This is a genomic window from Shewanella sp. YLB-07 (assembly GCF_009377275.1).
On the sequence record NZ_VOQB01000017.1, the window covers coordinates 81279 to 105356 of the forward strand.

22 protein-coding genes and 2 pseudogenes are annotated in these 24078 nt (G+C 46.2%); 15 read left to right on the top strand and 9 right to left on the bottom strand.

The window, feature by feature from the left end; genetic code table 11:
* Nucleotides 1-95: 95 nt before the first annotated feature.
* Together FS373_RS27095 and metJ are read right to left on the bottom strand one after the other, a co-directional pair.
* Entirely contained in the window at nt 96-833 is a 738-nt protein-coding gene (locus FS373_RS27095) for a sulfite exporter TauE/SafE family protein (RefSeq protein ID WP_144048116.1), read from the bottom strand.
* 203 nt (nt 834-1036) lie between these two features.
* The gene (gene metJ / locus FS373_RS27100) at nt 1037-1351 is read right to left on the bottom strand and encodes a met regulon transcriptional regulator MetJ (RefSeq protein WP_005500679.1); all 315 of its coding nucleotides are present in this window, start codon (nt 1349-1351) and stop codon (nt 1037-1039) included.
* Nucleotides 1352-1585: 234 nt separating this feature from the next.
* Here metJ and metB point away from each other — a divergent pair, with 234 nt between their 5' ends.
* From metB to FS373_RS27130, 7 genes and pseudogenes are all read left to right on the top strand, one after another.
* Entirely contained in the window at nt 1586-2746 is a 1161-nt protein-coding gene (gene metB / locus FS373_RS27105; RefSeq protein WP_144048115.1) for a cystathionine gamma-synthase, read from the top strand.
* Nucleotides 2747-2768: 22 nt separating this feature from the next.
* Nucleotides 2769-5156 carry a bifunctional aspartate kinase/homoserine dehydrogenase II gene (locus FS373_RS27110; RefSeq protein WP_152831007.1) on the top strand — a complete coding sequence of 796 codons (2388 nt, stop codon included), beginning with the start codon at nt 2769-2771 and terminating at the stop codon, nt 5154-5156.
* Between the two features lie 411 nt (nt 5157-5567).
* Nucleotides 5568-6458 (top strand): methylenetetrahydrofolate reductase, encoded by an 891-nt coding sequence (metF, locus tag FS373_RS27115; protein ID WP_144048113.1) that lies wholly within the window; start codon nt 5568-5570, stop codon nt 6456-6458.
* A 534-nt stretch (nt 6459-6992) separates the two neighbouring features.
* Nucleotides 6993-7112, top strand: a pseudogene (locus FS373_RS32815) (cytochrome C); the annotation flags it as partial.
* Nucleotides 7108-7533 carry a GFA family protein gene (locus tag FS373_RS27120; RefSeq protein WP_152831008.1) on the top strand — a complete coding sequence of 142 codons (426 nt, stop codon included), beginning with the start codon at nt 7108-7110 and terminating at the stop codon, nt 7531-7533. The pseudogene FS373_RS32815 and the gene FS373_RS27120, both read left to right, overlap by 5 nt.
* The gene (locus tag FS373_RS27125; RefSeq protein ID WP_144048111.1) at nt 7526-7753 is read left to right on the top strand and encodes a cysteine-rich CWC family protein; all 228 of its coding nucleotides are present in this window, start codon (nt 7526-7528) and stop codon (nt 7751-7753) included. Before FS373_RS27120 ends, FS373_RS27125 begins: the two co-directional genes overlap by 8 nt.
* 390 nt (nt 7754-8143) lie before the next feature.
* Nucleotides 8144-8962 (top strand): PIG-L deacetylase family protein, encoded by an 819-nt coding sequence (locus FS373_RS27130; protein ID WP_227993321.1) that lies wholly within the window; start codon nt 8144-8146, stop codon nt 8960-8962.
* A 167-nt stretch (nt 8963-9129) separates the two neighbouring features.
* Here the strand turns inward: FS373_RS27130 and FS373_RS27135 are convergent, their stop codons facing one another.
* The gene (locus FS373_RS27135) at nt 9130-9405 is read right to left on the bottom strand and encodes a hypothetical protein (protein WP_144048110.1); all 276 of its coding nucleotides are present in this window, start codon (nt 9403-9405) and stop codon (nt 9130-9132) included.
* Nucleotides 9406-9575: 170 nt separating this feature from the next.
* A pseudogene (locus FS373_RS27140) lies at nt 9576-9947 on the bottom strand (linear amide C-N hydrolase); the annotation flags it as partial.
* A gap of 24 nt (nt 9948-9971) precedes the next feature.
* Between FS373_RS27140 and FS373_RS27145 the strand changes: the two are divergent.
* A complete protein-coding gene (locus FS373_RS27145; RefSeq protein ID WP_152831010.1) occupies nt 9972-10796 on the top strand; it encodes a LysR family transcriptional regulator in 825 nt (274 codons plus the stop codon).
* Between the two features lie 167 nt (nt 10797-10963).
* Nucleotides 10964-11113 carry a hypothetical protein gene (locus FS373_RS31715; protein WP_194165944.1) on the top strand — a complete coding sequence of 50 codons (150 nt, stop codon included), beginning with the start codon at nt 10964-10966 and terminating at the stop codon, nt 11111-11113.
* 62 nt (nt 11114-11175) lie between these two features.
* Here FS373_RS31715 and FS373_RS27150 read toward each other — a convergent pair whose 3' ends face one another.
* Both FS373_RS27150 and FS373_RS27155 read right to left on the bottom strand, forming a co-directional pair.
* The gene (locus tag FS373_RS27150) at nt 11176-11583 is read right to left on the bottom strand and encodes a hypothetical protein (protein WP_144048107.1); all 408 of its coding nucleotides are present in this window, start codon (nt 11581-11583) and stop codon (nt 11176-11178) included.
* Nucleotides 11584-11834: 251 nt separating this feature from the next.
* Nucleotides 11835-12215: a hypothetical protein gene (locus FS373_RS27155; protein ID WP_144048106.1), complete on the bottom strand. Its 381-nt coding sequence runs from the start codon at nt 12213-12215 to the stop codon at nt 11835-11837.
* Between the two features lie 128 nt (nt 12216-12343).
* On the opposite strand from FS373_RS27155, the gene FS373_RS27160 reads away from it, so the two are divergent.
* Nucleotides 12344-13471 carry an NAD(P)/FAD-dependent oxidoreductase gene (locus FS373_RS27160; protein ID WP_152831011.1) on the top strand — a complete coding sequence of 376 codons (1128 nt, stop codon included), beginning with the start codon at nt 12344-12346 and terminating at the stop codon, nt 13469-13471.
* Nucleotides 13472-13628: 157 nt separating this feature from the next.
* Nucleotides 13629-14072, top strand: coding sequence for a hypothetical protein (locus FS373_RS27165; protein ID WP_152831012.1), 444 nt, complete (start codon nt 13629-13631; stop codon nt 14070-14072).
* A 111-nt stretch (nt 14073-14183) separates the two neighbouring features.
* Here FS373_RS27165 and FS373_RS27170 read toward each other — a convergent pair whose 3' ends face one another.
* The 3 genes from FS373_RS27170 to uvrA form a co-directional block, all read right to left on the bottom strand.
* Nucleotides 14184-16025, bottom strand: a complete 1842-nt coding sequence (locus FS373_RS27170; RefSeq protein ID WP_152831013.1) for a DEAD/DEAH box helicase — start codon at nt 16023-16025, stop codon at nt 14184-14186.
* A 248-nt stretch (nt 16026-16273) separates the two neighbouring features.
* Nucleotides 16274-17452, bottom strand: a complete 1179-nt coding sequence (locus FS373_RS27175) for a M28 family peptidase (protein WP_416221775.1) — start codon at nt 17450-17452, stop codon at nt 16274-16276.
* A gap of 185 nt (nt 17453-17637) precedes the next feature.
* Nucleotides 17638-20472 carry an excinuclease ABC subunit UvrA gene (gene uvrA / locus FS373_RS27180; RefSeq protein WP_152831014.1) on the bottom strand — a complete coding sequence of 945 codons (2835 nt, stop codon included), beginning with the start codon at nt 20470-20472 and terminating at the stop codon, nt 17638-17640.
* Between the two features lie 266 nt (nt 20473-20738).
* Here uvrA and FS373_RS27185 point away from each other — a divergent pair, with 266 nt between their 5' ends.
* The 4 genes from FS373_RS27185 to FS373_RS27200 all read left to right on the top strand — a co-directional run bounded on the left by FS373_RS27185 (nt 20739) and on the right by FS373_RS27200 (nt 24077).
* A complete protein-coding gene (locus tag FS373_RS27185) occupies nt 20739-22106 on the top strand; it encodes an MFS transporter (protein ID WP_152831015.1) in 1368 nt (455 codons plus the stop codon).
* A 77-nt stretch (nt 22107-22183) separates the two neighbouring features.
* The gene (locus tag FS373_RS27190; protein ID WP_152831016.1) at nt 22184-22894 is read left to right on the top strand and encodes a single-stranded DNA-binding protein; all 711 of its coding nucleotides are present in this window, start codon (nt 22184-22186) and stop codon (nt 22892-22894) included.
* A 404-nt stretch (nt 22895-23298) separates the two neighbouring features.
* On the top strand, nt 23299-23640 hold the full coding sequence (locus FS373_RS27195; RefSeq protein ID WP_227993329.1) for a curli production assembly/transport protein CsgE: 342 nt from the start codon (nt 23299-23301) through the stop codon (nt 23638-23640).
* Between the two features lie 35 nt (nt 23641-23675).
* Entirely contained in the window at nt 23676-24077 is a 402-nt protein-coding gene (locus tag FS373_RS27200; RefSeq protein WP_407695616.1) for a curli assembly protein CsgF, read from the top strand.
* The last annotated feature ends 1 nt before the right edge of the window (nt 24078 follow it).

Genomic DNA, 24078 nt, shown 5'->3' on the forward strand with positions numbered 1-24078 from the left:
CAAGTTGGCTAGGGGTAAGAGCAACAGCCTTTGACCTGTCTTTTCCTCGAAGGCGCTTCTCAGCCGATCTCGTAGGGCAAAGCCCGTCCTAGTAGCTATCCCAATTCCATTAACGACTTTACTGCCAATAAGCTTGCACAGATTGAACATAAGATGAGTGTTGCCTTACGAGTCTTATCTTTATCAACATGTCCTATCAGTCTTCCCGCCACCACATAACCTAAGATCACCGAAGGTAGAAGCAGCAGCGACAGCCATAGATGCTTAATGCTGAGTAAGCCTGTGATTGCCAAAATAACCAAGGCGATCATTGAGCTGAAGATGAAGAAAGCCGATAGCGCAGCACGAAACTGACGGGCGTCTTTTCCTGCAAGCAGAATGGCCAGTGGGGGACCACCGATAGCGGCGATATTGCCAAATACGCCTGATATCACGCCGGCGCCAAACAGGCTCTTGCGGTTAACGGCTATGTTGAACTTAAGCAAACTTAATATGACCGCCGCGGCAACTATGCCCGATATGGCCAGCCCAAGAACTGGTTGTGGTGCATATATCAATAAGCCCGCACCGATAAACCCTCCTGGTATTCGCCCAAGCAACGCATATTGCAGCCCATTAAACTCAAGGGCACCTCGCTCTCTAAATAGGGTCAACAAAGAGATAGAGAAGCCCATGATGATAACCGGGGCTGGTACTAGCTCAGGATCGACGATATACAGCAGGGGAGAGGCGACAATGGCTAAACCGAAACCGATAAGGCTCTGGGTCAAGGCTCCACAGAAGATAATGAGTGAGGCTAGGGCGAGGGTCGTTGGGTCTATCATTGAAAGCACGGCATTTTCTCTCAATTATTAATGTATTGTGGGTGGAGAAGGAGTTGGCGTTATTAATTTTTAACAATAGACTCGAAATTAAGCTGTTAGTTGGTCTCGATTGTTTCTTCAGGGTTATCTTCGGGGTCAATAGTCGTGTAGAAGTAAACAGGGATCGCAATGCGATCCCTGAAACTGACTGGTCAAGCGTTAAGTGGGTCCGATTACTCCACATCTTCCCACTCAATACCCATCTGATCCATCAAGCGCTTCACTTCGGCTGGGATAGTATCAGGCTTATCTTTAGACAAGTCATCGTCGTTAGGTAGAGGCTGACCTGTGTATGCATGCAAGAATGCCTCACAAAGCAATTCACTGTTGGTGGCATGACGCAGGTTATTCACTTGGCGGCGCGTGCGCTCATCGGTAAGAACCTTAAGTACCTTCAAGGGAATAGAAACAGTAATTTTCTTTACTTGTTCATTCTTCTTGCCGTGTTCAGCATATGGGCTGATATAATCGCCATTCCACTCAGTCATTGACTCACCTGTATATTCAAATTTCGGGGCAGATTTTAACCCTTTAAATTGTACAGTCAAATTATTGCCTCTTATTTATGACAATTGCAAATAGATTTCCATATGTTTAGACGTCTAAACGTCTATATTTGGTTGACGCTAGGCTTCCCCTTAGGTACATTTAGACGTCCAGACATCTCTTGCCACATTTTTGTTGGTAAGAAAGGTGTTCAGTAAATAGTTTAGGAGTAGTAGATGACCGAACGTAAGTTAGCCACAATTGCAGTGCGTCAAGGGATTGAGTCCGATACCCAATATGGTGCTGTGGTGCCCCCCATCTATTTGTCGACTAACTACTCCTTCGATGGGCATAAGAATCCCAGAGACTATGACTATAGTCGTTCGGGTAATCCGACTCGCTCTATTCTAGGTGATGCTATCGCCGCTCTGGAAAAAGGTGCCACTGGCGTGGTGACTTGTACAGGTATGGCTGCGATTACATTGGTGACTAGCCTGCTTGGCCCTGATGACCTGCTTGTCGTCCCCCATGACTGTTATGGCGGAAGTTATCGTCTGTTTACTAACTTAGCCAAGAAGGGAGCCTTTAAACTTGCAGTGGTCGATCAGACCGACGGTGCAGCACTCGAAGCCGCCATTGCCCGTAAGCCTAAGATGGTTTGGCTGGAAACACCATCGAATCCTCTACTGCGTGTCGTCGATATAGAAGCAATTTCCAAGGCGAGTAAGTTGGTCGATGCCTTAGTGGTAGTCGATAATACGTTCTTATCGCCAATTTTGCAGCAACCACTGCTTCTCGGTGCCGATATCGTTATTCATTCGACCACTAAGTACATTAATGGTCATAGCGACGTAGTCGGTGGTGCCGTCGTCGCTAAAGATGCCGAGCTAGGTGAGTTATTACATTGGTGGTCTAATACCTTAGGTCTAACAGGATCAGCCTTCGATAGTTACCTGACCCTACGCGGCATTCGCACCTTAGCGGTACGCATTCGTGAACATCAGGCTAATGCTCAGCGGGTGTTAGCGGTATTAACTGCCAGCGAGGCGGTCGATAAGGTGTATTATCCGGGCCTGAGTGATCACCCTGGTCATAAGATCGCGGCGAAGCAACAGAAAGGCTTCGGTGCCATGCTCAGTTTCGAGCTGAAGGGTGGAGAAAAGGAGCTGGTTGCTTTTCTTGACAAACTTTCTGTGTTTTCTCTTGCAGAAAGTTTAGGTGGGGTAGAGAGTTTAGTCGCAGTTCCTGCGACAATGACCCACAGAGCTATGGAGCCAGAGGCTCGAGCAGAAGCTGGGGTAAAAGAGACCCTAATCCGTCTTTCAGTGGGTATCGAAGATGCCGATGATTTAGTTGCCGATATTGAAGCTGGACTCGCAGCAGCGGCGAGTTGTTAATCTCGGTAGATAGGAGTTAAAGATGGCGCGTTGTCATTTGCACAAATTTGGTGGTTCTAGCTTAGCGGATGCAGATTGCTACCGCCGTGTTGCTCATATCCTTCTCACTCACGGCAACAGCGACGATCTCGTCGTGGTATCGGCCGCAGGTAAGAGCACCAACTTTCTTTATAAACTGCTGGAACTCAAAGACACAGGTCAGCTATGGCAGGAAGAGCTGCAGGTGTTGATCAGCTTTCAACAGAATCTAATTGAGCAGCTACTTTCTAACGAGCAGGCCAGAAGCCTGAGAGAACGCTTGTCTATCGACAAGTATCAGCTCATTAGCCTATTTTCTCTAGAGGCGTTAAACGAATATAAAAGAAGTGAAGTGGTGAGTTTCGGTGAGCGTTGGTCTGCTCGTCTTCTGGCTGCATTACTCAGAGAGTCGGGTGTTGCTGCATTGGATATCGATTCCAGAAGCTTGCTATTAGCCGATGAAGGAGGCGTGCCGCAGATCAGACTCGATGAGTCACGAGCACGTGTTCAGAAAGCTCTGGATGAGCATACCAGCGAAAGATTAATTATCACGGGTTTTATCTGTGCTAACAGCCGTGGAGAAACCTTGTTACTTGGCCGTAACGGCTCAGATTATAGTGCGACCTTGATTGCCAGCTTAGCCGATATTGAACGTGTCACCATCTGGACTGATGTGGAAGGTGTGTTCAACGCAGATCCAAATAAGATTAACGATGCCAAGTTACTTAAGAGCCTGTCGTTAGATGAGGCTAACCGTTTAGCGCATCTGGGTTCACCTGTGCTGCATAACCGTTCCCTACAGCCCTTATTCGATACTCAAGTGAGTCTGGCTGTTCGATCTAGTTATGCGTCTCATACCGATTTCACTCTGATCGCACCTAAGAGCTCTCAAGCCAGTGCGCCAGTGGTGACGAATCTGTCCAGTGTTTCCCTGTTTAGCTTCAGGATAAGTAGCGATATTGCTCATTTGGCTGAGTTATTGGAAAGTGCTGGTTTAATTCCGTTAGCCCATTGGAAGTTGGCTCATAATCGAGTCGAGCTCGCCTTTACTCACGAGAATCAGAAACAAGTTCAATCCATATTGGAGATAGATGGCTTGGCCATCTCTGAGATACATCTTCGAGAAGATCTAGGCTTAGTCGCCTTGGTCAGCGCCGATGCTGGGCTTTACCGCCGTGGCTTCGCTCGCCTGTTGAGCCGGGATGCAAGGCCGCTGTTTAAAGATGGCTTGAGTCTGGTGACCTTAGTGCCGACATCACAAGTTAACTTGCTGACTCAAAAAGTGCATCGTCGCTGTGCCGGCCCGCGTAAGCGCATCGGTGTGCTCCTGCTTGGAGTGGGAAATATTGGTGAGACTTGGGTGGATCTATTCAGTCGTGCTCGAGTCGCACTCAATAAAGAGTTAGAGGCTAGCGTGGAGCTGGTGGGATTACTCAGTTCTAAGAAAGCCTTGTTAAAAGAGGAAGGGATAGATCTCGATTCCTGGAAACAGGCTTTTGAGCAACAAGCCACCCCTTGGCTCTATGATCATATGTTTGAGCAGCTGCAAGCGCTCGAATGTGACGAACTCATCGCCTTAGATATCAGCGCTAGCGCCAACTTAACTTTGCAATATCCTGAGTTCTTCTCACGAGGTATTCATGTGGTTAGCGCTAACAAACTGGCGGGTTCAGGCCCCTTAGCTTTCTATCGAGAGCTAAAGCTACAGCTGGGGAATCGCAGACTGTTTTGGCGCTACAACGCCAGTTGTGGTGCGGGTTTACCCGTACAGCATGCATTGAACGATCTGCATAACAGCGGTGACAGTATCGAAGCCGTTGGTGGCATCTTTTCTGGCACCCTGTGCTGGTTATTCGAGAAGTATGACGCTAAGAAACCGTTCTCAGAACTGGTGTTGGAGGCCAGAGGATTAGGTATTACCGAGCCGGATCCCCGCGATGATCTGTCAGGTCGAGACATGCAGCGAAAATTGTTGATCTTGGCCCGTGAGATTGGTCATGAGATTGAACTTGAAGATATTGAGCTTCATTCATTGGTACCTGCTGATTTAGCCGATATTCCTTTGGAGCAGTTTTTAGCACGTATCGACGAGCTAGACCATGAGATGCTACAGCAGTTCCAGGCTGCGGCTGAGCAAAGTAAGGTCTTGAGATATGTTGCCGGACTCGATGTTGTCGATGGTCAGCTTAAGGCCGCAGTTGGCATGGAGTGGGTCGATACTCAACATGCCTATGCCAATCTAACTCCTGGCGATAATGTTTTTGTTATACGCAGTGCTTTCTATCAAGATAATCCTTTGATCATCAGAGGCCCTGGTGCCGGCCGCGAAGTAACGGCTGCAGCTGTGCAGTCTGATCTGGCGCAGATCTGTCGGGATTTAGTGCAAGAATAGGTATCGTAAAGAAGAGCGCTGCACTACGAGAGCGTTCGCAAGCTCACTTCGAGGCCGATGCGCTTCGAGTACGCCACCAAGTTGGCTGCTAGAGAAGATCAACAGCTTTTTCTCGCAGCGGCTTGCCGCGCTCTCAAAGGCCACAGGCCGTCCTAGCAGTGACGAAGTCACGTTCTCGTAGCAGCTTTGCTGCGTCCTAACAGGGGAAAACCCCTTCTCTGAGGCATTTCCCTGCCGCTCTCTAGTGACAAGGTCGCGCCCTCGTCTCTCATACCTGATCTTTAATTTGCATTTAGTACTCTATTTACTATTGACTTCAAACTCAGTTTCACTAATATGGATATCTAGACGTCCAAACGTCTAGATGGTTTTTTTATTTTATGGTTAAGTAAAGCAGTAGAGGGAATAGGAATGGGTTTTCATCACGCACAACATTCAACATCACTAAATCAGAGCTTGGCTGAGCTTAACGGTGATATTAACGTTTCTTTCGAATTTTTCCCTCCTGCATCACCAGAGATGGAAAAAATTCTCTGGAATTCTATTCGTCGTCTAGAGCCATTAAAACCTAAGTTTGTTTCTGTGACTTACGGTGCGAACTCAGGTGTTCGTGATCGCACACATGGGGTAATTGAGCGTATTCAGAGAGAGACGGATCTCGTTGCCGCGCCTCATTTGACCTTAGTCGATGCCAGCGATGAGGAGCTTATAGAGCTTGCTAAACATTATTGGAACTCAGGTATCAGAGACATAGTCGCGCTACGTGGGGATCTTCCCGATGGCAGCCCTAAGCCGACCCGTTTTGCTAATGACTTGGTGCGTCTATTGCGCTCTGTTGCCGATTTCGATATCTCGGTGGCGGCTTATCCTGAAGTTCACCCGGATGCAACTAATGCTCAGGCCGATTTAATCAATCTTAAGAAGAAGATAGATGCCGGGGCCAATCGCGCCATCACTCAGTTTTTCTTCGATGTCGAGTCCTACCTCAGATTCCGTGATCGTTGTGTCGCCGCCGGTATCGATGCTGAAATCATTCCTGGCATACTGCCTGTGACTAACTTTAAACAGCTTAAACGTTTCGCTGGTATGACTAACGTCTCTATTCCCGGTTGGTTACATAAGCAGTTTGAAGGCTTAGATGACGATCCCGCGACCCGTCAGATGGTAGGTGCTAACGTGGCCATCGACATGGTTAAGGTCTTGTCTCGTGAAGGTGTTAAAGACTTCCATTTTTATACCCTTAATCGTGCCGAACTGACATATGCAATCTGCCATACCTTAGGTGTGCGCCCTGGGAAATAGATTTTATCTTGTGCTGTGAGGCTGTGAGGCTGTGAGGCTGTGAGAGTTAGAATTTGGGTGCCCTGTCTTGTGATAGGGCATTTTTGTACTGGATTGACTCAGAGCAATTGCATGGATAGCTATTGAATGGGATTTGTATCAAGTTCAATCGTACCTCTACGATAAAAACAATTAATTTGGGGGTTAACATGTGTACCTTAACCATCTCGTTATTGTTAAGTAGGCAAGTGATTGTTGGTGCCATGACGGAGGGAGAGGCAATGCCTGCATCGGCCCAGCGAACAGGTTCAGAAAGGGGATATCGATGGAGTTATGGGCCATATAGCGGGCAAGCTTACTGCAAGCGAAATCGATGCCCTATCGTAATACTTTGCCACATTCAAATAGGGAGTTGTTCATGAATTTTTTGAAAAAAGCTTTAGTGGTCTCGGCCTGGCTAACAGTCATATTTGCTGTCCTATTCTCTTATGTCTCCATTGCTTAGGCAACGGAGTTGCAAGACAAGCAGGCTGAGCTTACCTCTGTGCCTATGAGTATCTGAAACCAAGAAGTTTAGCCTCTACCCCGGAGGGGGTATTTGGCGATAAGGTTCGCTTGGGTTATAAAATCTTCGTTGATACACAAGGTTTGATGGGGAAGCAGGTGAGGAATGATGCAGGCTATAAATCAATTTAAGGCGAGCTGTCACTGTGGTGCTGTCGAGCTTAAGATAAATTTACCCGAAGGTTTAGTCGACCCTCGTAGATGTGATTGCTCCATGTGTAGACGGCGTGGGTCGATTGTTGCTTCTGTGCCTTTATCTGATCTTGAGGTCGTGAAGGGCCAAGAAGTATTGAGTCTTTATCAATTCAACACTCGTAGTGCGAAACACTTTTTCTGCTCCAAATGTGGGATCTACACCCATCACCAGAGACGTTCCAATCCTCACTTGTATGCCTTCAATGTGGCTTGCTTAGAGGGGGATAACCCTTTTCAACTTCAAAAGCTATTGCAGGAAGGTGTGACACTATATGATGGCATTAACCATCCTGCGGATAAGGCTTCTAATATAATGAAAGTATATTTAGATGAATAAGGCTGTCGTTGAACAGAGCCTTTGCCCTCTCTGTCAACGAAGCAACTCTTGTGCTGTAGAGTCAGGGGGAGCGATAGAAAATTGCTGGTGTAATCGAGCCTCTTTTCCGCCAAAAGATGTATTGCGAGGTGCAATGCCATCCTCTAACTCCTGCATCTGTGAAGCCTGCATAGAGAAATTAAATCAAGAAGTCACCTTAGGCATCAAACGCTTAGATTAGTGATTGTTCGTTATCAATATTCAGCTGCTGATATCAGATAGTGATTCTATATCGAGAACATGTAACGCAGCATAAAGTGTTTTTAAACCCGCACTACGTGAGCCTCTCAGGCGTTCCACTTCTTTGTTGCACTGACTTAAAAGGGAATAACCATTTCTACATCAATGCGCCTTGAATTGAAAAGTCTGAGTGGCTCTGAATCGAGCAGATATTTAATGAGGCTGGTATAAGTTATTAAAGTAGATCACTAGTGTCTCAAGGTTGATTCGCTATACTTAGATGATACATAAAGGTACACATCTGTATAGTTTGTTTTTGCAAATATAATCATAGAAGTTTAAATAAACGTAAGCCGATCTTTACTCTGTTACGGCGGTTTGAGGTGACAAAATGAGACATATGCGTGTGTGTATCATCAAATTGATGAAGATGAGATGCGCAATTATGCTTTTCTTTGCGTTAGTTTGCTCCTGTCAGTCGACTCAAGAGATAAATGGCATGGATACACCATCAGTTATAATATTACTCGCCCATCCCGATGATGAAACTTGGGTATCCGGCACCTTGGCAAAATTAGCCGATTGCGGCGTAAGAGTGTTTCCTGTATACGCAACTTCTGGTGATGCTGGTAGCGACCATTCAGGCCAAGGGTTATCGGGTGCTGATCTTGCTAGGGTACGGGAACAAGAAGCGATAGCAGCTTCATCTATTTTAGGTCTGGAACCGCCCATATTTTTGCGTTTTCCTGACGGGAAACTCACGAATTTTCATCATCAGCTTATTGCAACATTTGAGTTTATTGTTACCCAAATAGATCCCATTGCGGTAATGTCATTTATTCGAGGAGGGATCACAGATAACCGAGATCATAAAACAGTGAATAGGCTGATTACAGGGGAGTTTAATGAGAACTCTATCTATTTTGCGCTGTCTGATACCCGAGCCGATATTCTGAGTCGTTCGGCTGAAAAGTTTGGCTTAGATTATCGCGTAACTGTTCCTGTCGATGACAGTGAAATCAGCATTCTAGTCGATGTATCACCTTATGCAAGACAGCGTATTAGTGCCATGTCGATTTACACTACTCAATTTCCACCTACCATGATAAGTGCATTTTCAGCTTTTGTAGAAAGGTCCACAGTAGAAGAGCTAGTGATTGTTGATGGGGTAGAGTTACCTCATCAATTGTTATATTTATTGAGATTTTAATCTGGGAGCAATACAAATACAGCCTAAAATCTTACCCAATATACAGCTTTTTATAGGACGCAGTGGTCACTACAAGGCTTGTAGTCACGCTCGTATAGGTATTAAGTCGTCAGGCTAACTTAAACTCATTATTAGTATATAAGCAGGCCTGACATGGTCATTACTGTTTATCTGTTACTTAAATCGATAATCTTCTGGGTGATATCGCCGGCTAGACTTGGATCATCTAGCTTGAGGCTAACAGGTTTGCCATTCTCTATAAGTGTGTAAAAATTAACGTTAAACTTGGTAAATACATTGCCCCATGTATATTCCAGAAAAGTGGTTCCTGTCTCCAGACTCTGACTTATTGTCCACTCGGTGGCGTACTCAGTCATCTTGCCATCGACAATTCTGTTTGGGGCGTCATGGGGCACCTTAACGATAGTGGCCTGTAACTTCATTAAGCCATTGATGGTGCTTTTAGGTTCGGTTAAATGTGATAAATAATAGCGGGCATGTAGGTATCTTTGCTCTGGGCTGACATGACCTTTCCCACCTAAGATGCTTTTGCCATCGGATCTCGCTAGCGCTTGTTTGGACCAGGCCTTGTTCCAGTTATCAATGTGCGCTTTTACGCTAGGTTGGTCATGACCTGAGCTTCTTCACCCGTGTAGACCTTCACCCCTTCAGGATCTAATTCGATAATCGCGCGATCGCCAGATTTATCAGTCACAGTCCAGTGGAACTTAGGTGATATGGGAAGTCCTGGAAGCTCAACTAAGGTGGATTTTATCTGCTCAATATTAGCCAGCACCTCTTTTACATTGGCAAAATTAGTTGCCAAGTACTCACCGTAAGTCAGTCGAGACACGCTGCCCTGAGCTCTTTCTCCCATGGTCATAGGACCGTAATATAGAACACTTGCTCGCATGCCTTCGCTATTAACGACGTCATGGACTAAGCCTCCATATGAGAATATGCCCGCAATTGTGTACTTGGTTTTATATTTTCCACCAGTTTTGTCACTGTGGCTGAAACAGGTTCCTTTAGCGCCGCGGCAAGAGCTTTAGGCCGAGATAGGTCGACGCTCAGCCAAGTGATCGCCAATTTAGAGATTGATTTGGGCTATGGACTTTTCGATCGTTCGGCTAAATTTCCTGTGTTGACCCGTGATGGTCGTGCTTTATTAGCGCACGCTAAAAACTTAGCTGAGTACACCTCCTCTTTTGAGTCATTGAGTGCCAGCATAGGTAAAGGTATTGAGAGTGAATTAACTATTGTGCATTGTGATTTAATTCCAAAGGAGTTGATAACTTTAAGTGTTCAAGCGATTCGTGCACAATTTCCCGATACCAACATTCATTGGCTACATCGAAGCAGGGAAGAGATCATTGCAGAGTTAGAAGCTGGTGAGGCTGACTTAGGTTTAGGTATGGCCTTTAAGGGGAAGGCCATAAGCCGGATGCAATATATTCATTTAGCGAACTTACACTTTATTCCTGTGGTAGGGGCTGGGCACCGGTTGGTGACAGCTTCTGAGGCTGAAAAAGTGGGTATTACACACTTGAGAGGAGTTAGGCAGCTAGTCCCCGAAGATTGTATCACCGCAGATATGCAAACCTCGGTGGTTCTATCGCCTCATTATCAAAGGATAGAAAATATGAGTGTACTAAAAGCCTTGCTTGAAATTCATGAAGGTTGGGCTTTATTACCCAAAGGTTTGGTTCATGACGAGCTCATTGCGGGTTCTTTGGTTCGATTGCATATTAAAGAGTTGAATCAACCTATTTGTTTCCCTTTAACTCTATGGTCATTTAAATCAAAAATCCCACTCCTGTCAGGCTGGCACTGATGGAGAGTGTTTGTCATGTCGCTAATCAGTTGGTGGAAAAATATCAACAGGTTTGAGTCTGTTTCTTGTGCTCAATTACCTATCTTTCGTCTATTCGATTAAGTATATGGCACTGGATTACAGCTTGGTTGTTTCGATGAGTAGATGCAAGGGCCCAAGAGAGTGCCATGTTAGCGCTAACGCCAACTTTCAACTTTAGCAGTACGGCACTCATTGTCAGTTTAGGTCTGTGGCCTGACATGTTGAGCAGCGATAGTCTAGATATCTTGTCGCTGTCAGGTATTGGCGTGAACATTATTTTTGTGATGGTGTGCTGAAAATATTCCCTCGTCTTATCAAACTACTGTATCTCCCTAATCGTTCAAGATGACAAGCCAGGTTATGAAGACAACTCCAATTGTTTCTCTGTCGATAACTGTTCTTCTAACCAGTTGATGGCGGTTTTATTACCGTCGTTGATGCCTGAGAAGAGGCGTATATTCAACTCGTCGACCAGGCGTCTCTGGCTGAATTCTGGCGGGAGTGTCGCTTCATTTTCATCGTAGAAAACAACGGCCGTTGCCTTTAACTTTTCTTGTGATGCCATGCAAAGTTGAGCTTCGAATGAATAGCTGTATTTGTGTTGCTTATTGACCAGTAAGGCATAGTCATGATTAAAAATTTGACTCATGTATTCATCAAATTCCCCTAACATCTCTAGAGTGATCTCAACGCCAGGCTCAATGGTTACTTGAGCAATATTGTTAGTTAACAGTTCGACCGAACAACCAAAATTAAATTTATGCATGTTTTTCTTCCTTGTATTATTACTTTTATAGCGCCATAGAAGCTTAGTATAAAATAGTTTCGCCTGTAAAATATGAGCGGTTACATTTACATTAGGAAAACACCCTAGTCTTTGATTTATCGCTAAAGAAAATGTAGGCAACTTGAGTGTTTATCGATAATTCAGTGTATTAGAGCAGTCTGAGAGGGAAGAAGTTCGTAGGTGAATGAAAATTAATCTAATCTATCTATTCGAGCTCGATCAGAAAGAGCCTAGATTAAGCTTGATGCCAGCCAGTTTAATGCTTTCTTGGTGCCCAACTGTGTGGCTGGAAAGCTTTTTATCTTAATGTTATCCATCTTACGTCTCTTATCAAATTGAGGTGGGATCTGTTCCCGGTGTAAATCATGATATAAGACTGCGATGGCCTTCTGCTTCTCTAGCGACGCCAGGCATAATTGAGCCTCGTAGGTGTAGCTATATGGGTTTTTCTTGTTGACCAGGAGTGCAAAGGAGCCTGGATAGTATGTATCTAGATAAGTCTCTAGTTCTTCAACCATCTCTATGGTGAGCTCAATTCCAGAATCTACAATCACTTCGGCAATACTTTTTTGTAGATGGTTAATCGTGCAGCCAAAACTGAGTCTAGGCATCTACTTTTCCCTTAATTTTATTATGTTTGGTCATGTTCAATATAGTGTATTAAGGTAAATTGACGTAATCGGGAGTAATGCTTGATAGTATGAGGCTTGCATACTCGACAAAAACTTAGAGACTTGAAATGGAAAAAGTTGATGCTGTCGTCGTAGGCGCCGGAGTGGTAGGTCTGGCGATAGCGGCGAGGTTAAGCTGTAAGCTCTCCAATGTCCTGATCATAGATAAGCACCAGGGATTCGGTGAAGAGACCAGTAGCCGTAACAGTGAGGTGATCCACGCTGGTATTTATTACCCGGAGCAGAGTTTAAAGGCTAACTTGTGTTTCGAGGGAAAGCTGGCACTTTATGAATTTTGCCAAAAAAGAACAATCCCATTTAAGCCCCTAGGTAAACTCATAGTGGCCCAGAATGCGGATCAGCAAGCATATTTAGCAGACTTGCAGCTTAGGGCTAGGAACAATGGTGTTGGAGATCTTATGTGGCAATCTCATCGAGACTTGCATCGATTTTCATCTGAGTTAAAGGCATCAGCCGGGCTCCTCTCTCCATCGACAGGTATCATAGATAGTCACAGTTACATGCAGAGTCTGTTGGCAGAGGCTGAGTCCAATGGAGCCTCATTCGCGGCTAATACTCAGTTTAGATGGGCTGAGCCCACAGATAAGGGCTTTAATCTAAGCTTGGATATTGATGGTGACGTTATGTCACTGCAGAGTCGCTACCTTATCAATAGTGCTGGCTTGTACTCTACTGATGTCGCTCAAAACATAGATGGAGTAGGGAATGGCTGTATTCCAGAGCTCCATTGGTGTAAAGGCCATTATTTTTCTTATAGTGGCAAGAGTCCATTTTCAAGGCTTGTTTATCCAGTTCCTGAGACAAATATTACCGGGCTTGGGATCCACGCGACTGTAGATATGGGCGGGCAACTGAAGTTTGGTCCCGATACCCAGTACATCTCTCGCTCGACAATACCTGACTACAGCATAGACTCAAACTTGAAACCTAAGTTCCTAGAGGCGATAAGGCGTTATTTTCCTGGCATAGATGCGAATAAGCTTCAGCCTAGTTATTCGGGAATACGGCCTAAGCTTCAGGGGCCTAAAGATAGTTTTGAAGACTTCCGCATAGATGGTAGCAAAGTACACGGGATAGAGGGGCTAATTAACCTGTTTGGTATAGAGTCGCCAGGGCTCACCGCCAGTCTGGCGATCGCTAAGCATGTTGAAGCATTACTGGCAGAGGAAAAATAACATCTAGGTGGAACTCTAACTAAGTTCAAGTGAGTGCGCTTTTGAAAAAGTGTTTGCGGCAATGTTGGATTGGTGAAATTGTACTAAATTATAACTAGTGTAGTGCTGTGCAGGATCTCTCTTATGGACAAGGTTATTGCTAGCTTGAGGTGTTCATATGCGAAACGTCAGAATCGATTGGTATCGGTTACTTGGTTATAGCTTACTTTTTTTACTTTTTTCCCTGGTTGTGACCATAGGTTTTGTTTTTTCACTCACTGGCAATTTAGCGCACTTAACGCAAATTGAGATTCAAATATCTGGCATAGAACTAGCATTCTCTTTAGCTATGTTTGTTAGCATTCCCGTTTTAATGTGTCGTTTTGGCTTTTACTTCTACCGTATGGTAAAGGGGGGGAGAAAGAGTGACATTGGGATCATCTGTTACCAGAACCTGTTTAACCCGTTTAATTTTCTACTCTTTCCAAGCTTACTTAACCGCAATGGACAGGAGTCCAGAAGACGTTGTCTGGTGTCATTAACATTATTACTCATACTCTACCTTGTCGTTTTTTTCGATACTCAGATCAAACCTATGCTTTTAAGTATGAGCACTTGGTAGCTTCATTTTGCTAGCCAAAAATAACAAAGTTAGCCATAAAAAAAGGAGCCAAAGGCTCCTTTTCATTGATATATTCACTTAGCCTGTATGAGCTAGTGAGATCATCTTAAATTAGCTCTCTTTAGGAGCGCTACCTTTACGATGTGGCTTTCTGTCACCGGTTGATGGGCGACGATCGCTAGAAGATCTACGTGGGCGACGTGGTGGACGGCTATCTCCTTCTGAAGGAAGCTCTGCACCTTCAGCTTCACGGATGTTTAGAGGTCTACCACAAACACGCACTTTCCTAAGGTGTTGTAGTACATCTGCTGGCATTCCGGCTGGAAGATCGATGGCTGTTATTTGATCGAATAATTGAATTTGACCTATGTAACGGCTGTCGATGTTAGCTTCATTAGCTACTGCACCTACAATGTTACCGACACCAACGCCATTGTCACGGCCAACGTCTATGATGTAACGACACATCTTAACGTCTGGATTGTCTTTAAGTGAGTCAGCCGTACCTAAGTTGCTAGGAGTTGGGCGTGAATCACGACGTGGACGCTCACTGCGCTCACCACGATCGCGAGGATTACGGTCATTGCGGTCACGTGAGTTACGATCATCACGGCTATCACGTTGACGTTCGTGAATCGATGGTAACTGTAGAGGACGGTCTTTCTGTACTTGCTGAAGCAGAGCGGCGGCAAGAAGATCTGTATCGACTTCTAGCTCTTGACATAGCTTTGCTACTGCACCCTTCATGAAGTCTAAAGAGTCTTTAGCGATAACCTCGGCAACTTGCTCACCTAGACGAGATAGACGACGTTCAGTTACTGTCTCTGGGCTTGGGACATCCATCGGAGAGATGCGGCTCTTAGTTGCACGCTCGATAGTGCGTAGCATACGCATTTCTCTGTGTGTAACGAAAAGAATTGCCATACCTGTACGGCCTGCACGACCGGTACGACCAATACGGTGAACGTAAGCTTCAGTATCATATGGGATATCGTAGTTAACTACGTGTCCGATACGCTCAACATCCAGGCCACGAGCTGCGACGTCTGTTGCAATAATGATGTCTAACTTGCCGCGTTTAAGCTGATCAATTGCACGCTCACGTGCTTGTTGGTTCATATCACCATGTAGAGGTGATGATGCGTAACCGCGGGCTTCTAATTTTTCAGCCAGTTCAACACAACTGTTACGAGTACGAACGAAGATGATAATACCTTCGGTCTTCTCAACTTCTAAAACACGTACCAGTGCTTCAAGTTTGTTGTGTTGTGAAACTTGCACAAAACGCTGCTCAATAGTTTCGACTGTAGCAGTGGTAGCTGCAATCTTAACGTGAACGGGGTCGGTCAAATATTTATTAGCAACACGCTTAATTTGCTCTGGCATGGTCGCAGAGAAAAGAGCAAGCTGACGTTGCTTAGGTGTATGCTCAAGGATCCATTCGATATCGTCGATGAAGCCCATTTTTAGCATCTCATCGGCTTCGTCGAGCACCATAGCTTTTAGTGAATCTAGCTTAAGAGTACCACGACGCATGTGGTCCATTACACGACCAGGCGTACCAACGATGACCTGAGGGCCACGTCTTAGGGCATTCAGCTGCTGATGCATGCTCTGACCACCGTAAATAGGCAGTACATGTAAGCCTTTCACAAATTTAGCATAGCTAGCGAACGCTTCGGCAACTTGCACTGCAAGTTCACGAGTCGGCGCCAAGACTAAAATTTGCGGAGCATTAATAGAAGGGTCTATGTTGTTCAGTAGTGGTAGTGCGAAAGCACCTGTTTTACCTGTACCAGTCTGCGCCTGACCTAGTATGTCTTTACCGGCCATAAGAGGGTCGATACTTGCGGCTTGAATCGGGGTTGGCTTTTCATAGCCAAGGTCGTCAAGAGCACGCAAAAGAGGCTCGGAAAGACCGAGCTCGCGGAAAGTTTGTTCATTGGATGACATGGGTTGTAACCTTGTGGAATAGCAGAGTGCTCGTAAAGCACTTAGGTTTATAGACAGAAAATCAACCCCGTGTCGACTTCCCGCACCGAATAACGTATCAGTAAGCCGAACATTATAGCAGGGTGCAATTGGTATTACCAATTAAAGATGGTGTTTTAGCCCGTATAATCGATAGTTTCCTAGCAAATATTAAGCCAATTAATGAGTTAGCGAGTGGATAATTTAATTTCTATTAGTGATTTTCATGTTTATTCTAACGTTAAACTGTCGATAATCAGCAGTTGATAGGCCGATTCGCTTACAGCAGCCAGAAATTTAAGATCTATTTTTTCTATTGTATCACTACTGCCGTGATAATCATTGTGCGGCGGGACTCCAAAGTAGAGCCAGGGGATCCCGGCCTTATACAGAGGATAGTGATCAGAGGCCCTCAGCCAGTCTACTTTCTGGACACTCCTACCCAGGGGACGGGGGTGTTTGGCTTTGATACACAGGCCTGTGGTGTCGGTCAAAGTCTGCTTTATCTCATCAAAATGGGTAAAACCCCGCCGGCCTTCGAGATAGATAACAGAGGGGCGACCGGGACGGCCAACCATATCCATGTTGATGGCTAACTCTATCTGCTTTATTTGTGGGATGGCACTTAGCTGTTTGAGTTGTTCGACTAAGGCATAGCCACCAAAGAGGCCTGGTTCTTCAGCATCTGTTGCGACAAATAAGATGTTGACTGACGCTCGTGATGACTCTTGCGACTGCTCTTGGCGTGGGTCTGGAAGAGGGGCTGAATTTTTCCGATTATGTTTGGCGACTTGGCTAGCCACTTGTAATAATTTCGGCGTTTCTTGGGGTTGTTCTTGTGATGGGTCTGGAAGAGGGGCTGAATTTTTCCGATTATGTTTGGCGACTTGACTGGCTACTTGTAAAAGAGCGGCTATACCTGAGGCGTTATCGTCTGCTCCCGGGTAAATTTTATGTCCTTTTTTACCTAAGTGATCGTAATGAGCCAGAATGACCCGCCATTTGTCTGTGGGCTCGGCGGCATAGATGACGCCGACCATATTGACCCCCTGGCGCTCACCGAAGTTATATTGGTATGTAAATGGGACTGAATATTCATCTTTCCAAGGGGTCAGCCCTATTTCACTATATCGGTTGGCGATATAGTGTCTGGTTAACTCGGCCCCTAAGGTGCCGGTTTTTCTTCCCTCAAATTCCGGGGAGGTGAGCTTGGCGATATCGGCGTGAAGCTGGTCTGTGTTGGCCCATTCTACAGCAAGCTGAGTTTTGCATGAGGCATAGGAAAAGTGTGAGTGAGTACAGCCGGAGATGAGCTGGCTAGTTAACAGCAGAGTGACGAGCATAGCTAATTGCTGAAATTTCAGCTTGGCACTGGTTAGGCCATTAAGTCTATGAGGAGTTGGATCCATCCCGTTCCTTTTTATGCTGCAGTTGTTTGATCTAACTTAACCCTATTTAAGCAGAGATACACTAGGTTTATCTTTGCAATTGGATAATGCAGTGAACCTAGAATTGAGTTTAGTTAATTAGAGGCCCAAGCCATATCGACTCGGGCCGGCATTTATCTAAATACGGGTATTATTCACGCCTTGTATCATTGAATTAGAGGCTTAAGAAAACGTGCCGTATGGGACTCAGTATGTTGGGCGACCTCTTCTGGAGTACCTGCCACCAAAATAGTTCCACCTCCGGCGCCGCCTTCGGGTCCTAAGTCGATGATCCAGTCGGCAGTCTTGATGACGTCCAAGTTGTGCTCTATCACCACTATGGTATTGCCATGGGATTTTAGTCTATGCAAGACGTCCAGAAGTAACTGGATATCTGCGAAGTGCAGTCCGGTTGTCGGCTCATCGAGAATATACAGGGTCTTACCCGTGTCTCTTTTCGATAGCTCCTTGGCAAGCTTGACGCGCTGGGCTTCACCGCCTGATAACGTCGTCGCACTCTGACCTAAGCCAATGTAAGAGAGACCGACTTCCATCAACATCTGCAGTTTTCGAGAGATGGCTGGCACGGCATCGAAGAAACCTCGTGCCTCCTCGACAGTCATAGATAAGACTTCGTGAATGTTTTTACCCTTGTATTTTACCTCTAAGGTTTCACGGTTATATCGCTGGCTCTTACAGTTGTCACAAGGGACATAAACATCCGGTAGGAAATGCATCTCAACTTTAATCAGACCATCGCCCTGACAGGCTTCACAGCGGCCGCCTTTGACGTTGAAAGAGAAACGCCCCGGTTTATAGCCTCGTGTGCGAGATTCTTGGGTCGCGGAAAACAGCTCACGTATAGGGGTGAAAATACCAGTATAGGTGGCTGGATTAGATCTGGGTGTTCGGCCGATAGGGCTCTGATCGATATCGACCACCTTATCGCAGTGATCCATGCCCTCGATACTCTTATAAGGGGAGGGCTCATCAACAGTGGCACCATTGAGCTGTCTATGGGCTATCTTATAGAAAGTGTCGTTTATCAGTGTCGACTTACCAGAACCTGATACGCCGGTGACACAGGTGAACAGGCCTACGGGAATGGTTAAATCTACATCCTGAAGGTTGTTACCGCTGGCCCCGAATAGCTCAATCACTTTATTTGCGTCGTAAGCAACGCGTTCTTCAGTGATATGGATCTGTTTAGCGCCAGACAGATATTGGCCGGTGATCGAAGCCTCACAGTCGAGAATATCTTGCAGGGTGCCATCACAAATCACCTCGCCGCCATGAATCCCGGCTCCGGGGCCGATATCGATAACGTGATCGGCCATCTTGATCGCATCTTCGTCGTGTTCGACGACGATTACCGTGTTGCCTAAGTCTCTTAGGTGAACCAAGGTTTGCAGTAAGCGTTCATTATCTCTCTGATGTAGACCAATAGAGGGTTCGTCGAGTACATACATGACACCGACCAGACCAGCGCCAATCTGGCTGGCGAGCCTGATCCTTTGGGCCTCTCCGCCGGATAATGTCTCCGCCGAACGGGATAGACTCAGATAATTGAGTCCCACATTGACTAGGAAGCCGAGTCTGTCTCGCACTTCCTTGAGGATCTTCTCTGCTATCTGACCCTTTTGCCCCGGTAGCTCTAGACTGCTGAAGTAGTCCATCGCCTCCCCGATAGACCATTCGGTCAGTACTGGCAGGTTAAGATCTTTGATAAATACGTTTCTCGCCTCTTCCCGCAGACGAGATCCACCACAGCTTTGACAGGACTGAGTATTGATGAACTTAGCTAGCTCTTCACGGACGGCGTTTGACTCGGTTTCACGGTAACGACGATCCATGTTGTTGAGAATACCTTCGAAAGGGTGGTTACGTACCACTACATCCCCTCGATCATTGATGTACTTGAAGGAAATGCTTTCTTTTCCAGAACCGTATAACACCAGCTTGCGTACGTCATCGGTCAGTTGCTGGTAGGGTTTCTCAATGTCAAATTTATAGTGTTCGGCTAATGAACTGAGCATCTGAAAATAATAGAAGTTGCGTCTATCCCAGCCACGAATCGCGCCGCCAGCGAGAGACAATTCGGAATTCAATATCACGCGGTCTGCATCGAAAAACTGCTGCACACCCAGACCATCACAGGTACCACAGGCGCCAGCCGGGTTATTGAAGGAGAATATTCTTGGCTCCAATTCGGCCATGGAATAACCACAGTGTGGGCAGGCAAAGTTGGCAGAAAACAAGAGATCTTCTGTTTGGTCTTGTTTGTCATTGTCCATAGAGGCGACAGTCGCAATACCACCGGATAGCTCGAGTGTGGTTTCGAATGACTCGGCCAGGCGCTGCTTAATATCGTCTCGTACCTTGAAGCGGTCGACCACGACTTCTATGGTGTGCTTCACATGTAACTCTAATTCTGGTGGATCGGTCAGATCGCAGACTTCCCCATCGATACGGGCACGAATAAAACCTTGAGCCGCCAGGCTCTCGAGGAGTTTGACATGCTCGCCCTTGCGATTGTTGACCACAGGTGCCAGTAGCATTTGGCGGCTGCCTTCGGGTAACTCTATGACTTTATCGACCATCTGACTGACCGTCTGTGCGGCGAGTGGTTGGCCATGAGTTGGACAACGGGGCTCACCTACACGGGCAAAAAGTAATCGCAGATAGTCGTAGATCTCCGTGATGGTACCTACGGTCGATCTGGGGTTGTGGGATGTGGATTTTTGCTCGATTGAGATAGCCGGGCTGAGACCTTCAATCAGATCGACATCAGGCTTTTCCATCAGGCTTAAAAATTGGCGCGCATAGGCGGAGAGAGATTCGACATAGCGTCTCTGGCCTTCGGCATACAAGGTGTCGAAGGCTAGGGATGATTTTCCTGAGCCTGAAAGGCCGGTGATCACAATCAACTTGTTTCTGGGAATCGTTAAGTCGATGTTTTTTAGATTGTGGGTGCGGGCGCCACGTACTTCAATCTTGTCCATCTGTCTCTCTATGCCGAATAAAAAAGAGATCGATTATCGCATAAAAAATGACAAAAGCGGAACTCTTAGGTTTGAGGACGGACAGGATCCTTCTAGTTCGTTCATTTGCACTCAGGAAGTGTACTTCGAGTACATTTATATTCTCTCTTAGGCAATTGCTCTGTCTAAACATTGTTTAATCACATCTTGGGAGATTCTTTTTGAGCTAATTAAGTGCTTCGTGATAACATGCGCGACTTATTTATGACTTCAGATCAGGGCGGAACATGGCCAATAACGGACTCTCAAAGACTGAGACCAAAGTCGCGTTTTCATTAGCCGGTGTATTTGGTTTACGCATGATGGGCTTGTTTATGATCATGCCTGTCTTTGCGCTATACGGACAACATCTCGAGGGCTTTTCACCACTTTGGGTGGGGATAGCCATAGGTGCATATGGTCTGACTCAAGCCGCCCTGCAGATCCCCATGGGGATGCTATCGGATAAGTTTGGCCGTAAACCTATCATCCTCATCGGTCTGGTATTGTTTGCTATCGGTAGTTTGGTCGCCGCCAATGCCGATACGATTTATGGTGTCGTCGCTGGCCGGGCAATACAGGGAATGGGGGCGATCGCTGCCGCCGTATTAGCCTTGGCCGCCGATTTAACCCGGGATGAGCAGCGCACTAAGGTGATGGCAATAATCGGCATGTGCATAGGTTTTTCCTTTGCGCTGTCGTTATTGGTCGGGCCTATCGTTGCTCAGTATATTGGTTTATCGGGCCTGTTCGCCTTGACGGCGTGTCTGGCTGTACTAGGCATGTTGATCGTTCAGTTTCTGGTACCTACTCCCATCACACATGCACCGAAAGGTGACACAGTGGCTACGCCTACCAAGTTAAGAGCCATGATCACCGACCCACAACTATTCAGACTCGATGCCGGAATATTTATTCTGCATCTGGTATTGACGGCAGTATTTGTGGCCTTGCCACTGGATCTGGTGGATGCGGGCTTAGTGAAAGAAAAGCACTGGATGCTCTATTTCCCTGCATTTATTGGTGCCTTCTTCCTTATGGTGCCGTTGATCATCATAGGGGTAAAGAAGAAAAATACTAAAGCCACTTTTCAGGTGTCCCTGTTGGTCATGATGCTGGCCTTAGGTTTGATGGCGCTGTTTGCCCATAACCTGATGGTTTTGAGTATTGCAGTAGTGCTATTTTTTACCGGTTTTAACTATCTGGAAGCCTCGCTGCCAAGTTTAATAGCCAAGTTTTGTCCGGTGGGAGACAAGGGCTCTGCCATGGGGGTTTACTCTACCAGTCAATTTCTCGGTGCCTTCTGCGGTGGCTTACTGGGTGGCGGTGCATATCAATTATTGGGTGCCGTCGGGGTATTCGCGGCCGCTTTGTGCTTGATGACTGTCTGGTTGTTATTGACCTTGGGCATGGAGAATCCTGTGCTGCTTAAGAGCTATACCCTTGAAGCTACAGTAGAAGGTAAAGAACAGGCCAAGGCGATGGCAAGTGAGTTGTCTCAATTAGCCGGAGTTGCTGAGGCGATAGTTGTCTTAGAGGAGAGAGTCGCATATTTGAAAGTTGATGAGCATTTCGATTTAAGAGAGGCGCGAGCTGTGTTAGGCTCTGTCAGCTAACTCGCCTGTTCGGATATTTTGTTTCGAAGCGGGCGAAAAATTTATAGTAATTAGTAAGAATATTTCAGGAGATTTCAATGGCCAGTCGTGGTGTCAATAAGGTAATTTTGGTCGGTAACTTAGGGAAAGACCCTGAAGTGCGTTACATGCCAAATGGCAATGCCGTAGCCAACTTTACAGTGGCGACGAGTGAGTCTTGGAAAGACCAACAGGGTCAACAACAAGAGCGCACCGAATGGCACAATATCGTCATGTACCGTCGCTTAGCTGAAGTTGCTGGCGAGTACCTGAAGAAAGGTTCAAAAGTTTATATCGAAGGTAAATTGCAGACCAGTAAGTGGCAAGATCAAGCGACCGGTCAAGACCGTTATAAGACTGAGATCAATGCTAACGAGATGCAGATGCTCGATAGCCGTGGTCAAGGTGGCGGACAGCAAGGTGGCTATGGTCAACAGCAGAGTCAGCAACAGTCTGGTGGTTACCAGCAGGCGCCTCAACAGCGTCAACAGGCTCCACAGCAGCAAGCCAGCTATCAAGGTGGTCAGCAGCAGGCACCACAGCAACAAGCATCACAGCAGAGTGGTTATCAGCAGCAACAGGCTGCACCACAACAGCAGGCTCCAGCTTATGCGCCCAAGCCCCAGCAAGGAGCTCAACAAGCACCACAGCAGGCGGCTCCTAAAGCGGCTCCACAGCAACGTCCAGCGCCTCAGCCACAACAGGCTGCGCCGCAACAGAACTTTACACCTGATCTCGATGATGGTTGGGATGATGATATCCCGTTCTAGGGCTTGCTAAGGAGGATATTAAAATATACTCCTTATGTATGACTCAGAAACCTCGCTACGGCGGGGTTTTTTTATGACTTTTATTCGAGACATAGCGATCGGACTGTGAGAGTTAGCTACATCTTTGCGCTTACTTTCTAACAGCCTCTTACTACCCAAAAGTATTACTCCCTTCTTCTAGTTTTTATTTTGAGCCGCAATTTTAGCCATTTTACTGGTCGTAAGCTTGCGGTTTACTGTTACTGTGGACGAGTTCATATCTCTCACAATAACAATATAAGGAAATCACCCGTTGGCGCTGGATTAGGCATATGTAAAAGTCTATTAAGCCTAGGGGGATGGCTGAGTGTATGGTAAAAAAACTGATTTTAACTGCTCTATTACTGAGTCTTGTTTGGCCTGTGATGGCTAAAGAGGATGACATAGAGATTAGCGGTCTAGTGATCGATAGAACCTTGACGCGCTTTGGAAAAGATTTTGGTTTCTATTATTCAGGTTATTGGAGAGATCTCCCTTTTACCCAGGGATTTAATGTCACTCTATACGAAACGGTCTTTCCACAAGCCGGAACACGGCTCACCTTAGAGGTCAATGGAACGGCTATCTATAGGACCCATTTTGGACGCCGAGCTAACCCCATTAAGGAGAGAGCGGAGCAGGCCATTCTACTCACCATAGATTATATAGCTACAGTCAGAGCTAATGCGATAACAGGTGAGTTTGCCGATACCTCAGACGGTTACTAGCGAGCTAGTAATCAAGATGATTAGGAATAAGAATAATGAATTACAGGATGTTATTTATGGGGGCCGCGCTATCGGCTGTAAGTCTGGCGGGAAACCAGGCTCAAGCAACCGAATTGGTTTATACCCCAATCAATCCGAGTTTTGGGGGGTCGCCTCTCAATGGCTCATATCTGCTCAATAAAGCCAATATACAGAATGATCATACGGCAGAAAGCACAGAGAAAGATTTTGTGACTCGTTTTAAGGAGTCACTGGAACGCAATATTCTCAACACAGTGACCCGTGGTGTGGCAAATGGTGAGATCACCGAGGGTATCTATGATACCGGGGATTTTACCATTGTCATTTCTACCGTTGGAGAGAATGTAATCTTGACTTTGACTAACCTCTTGACCGGCGAAGTGACTGAAATTGTCATGTCGTTAAACGGGGGATAGT